The sequence below is a fragment of the Nocardiopsis rhodophaea genome (genome assembly GCF_039530945.1).
GTDB lineage: Bacteria > Actinomycetota > Actinomycetes > Streptosporangiales > Streptosporangiaceae > Nocardiopsis_C > Nocardiopsis_C rhodophaea.
Window position 1 is genome coordinate 1 of sequence record NZ_BAAAPC010000074.1, and the last position, 567, is coordinate 567.

The window sequence follows — 567 nt, forward strand, 5'->3', positions numbered from 1 at the left end:
TGAGTCGCGTGCTGTAGACCCGAAGCGGGGTGATCTACCCATGGCCAGGGTGAAGCGGCTGTAAGAGGTCGTGGAGGCCCGAACCCACCAGGGTTGAAAACCTGGGGGATGAGCTGTGGGTAGGGGTGAAAGGCCAATCAAACTCCGTGATAGCTGGTTCTCCCCGAAATGCATTTAGGTGCAGCGTCGTGTGTTGCTTGCCGGAGGTAGAGCGACTGGTTGGCTGATGGGCCCGACAAGGTTACTGAGGTCAGCTAAACTCCGAATGCCGGTTTAAGTTGTAGCGCGGCAGTGAGACTGCGGGGGATAAGCTTCGTAGTCGAGAGGGAAACAGCCCAGATCATCAGCTAAGGCCCCTAAGCGTGTGCTAAGTGGGAAAGGTTGTGGAGTTGCTGAGACAACCAGGAGGTTGGCTTAGAAGCAGCCATCCTTTAAAGAGTGCGTAATAGCTCACTGGTCAAGTGATTCTGCGCCGATAATGTAGCGGGGCTGAAGCACACCGCCGAAGCTGTGGAGCCTGCGGTTATGCCGTGGGTTGGTAGGGGAGCGTCGTGCGTCCGGTGAAGC

General features: G+C 57.0%; 1 rRNA gene. It reads left to right on the top strand.

Annotation, left to right across the window (positions count from 1 at the left end):
- Nucleotides 1-567, top strand: a 23S ribosomal RNA gene (locus tag ABD259_RS25715); the annotation flags it as partial.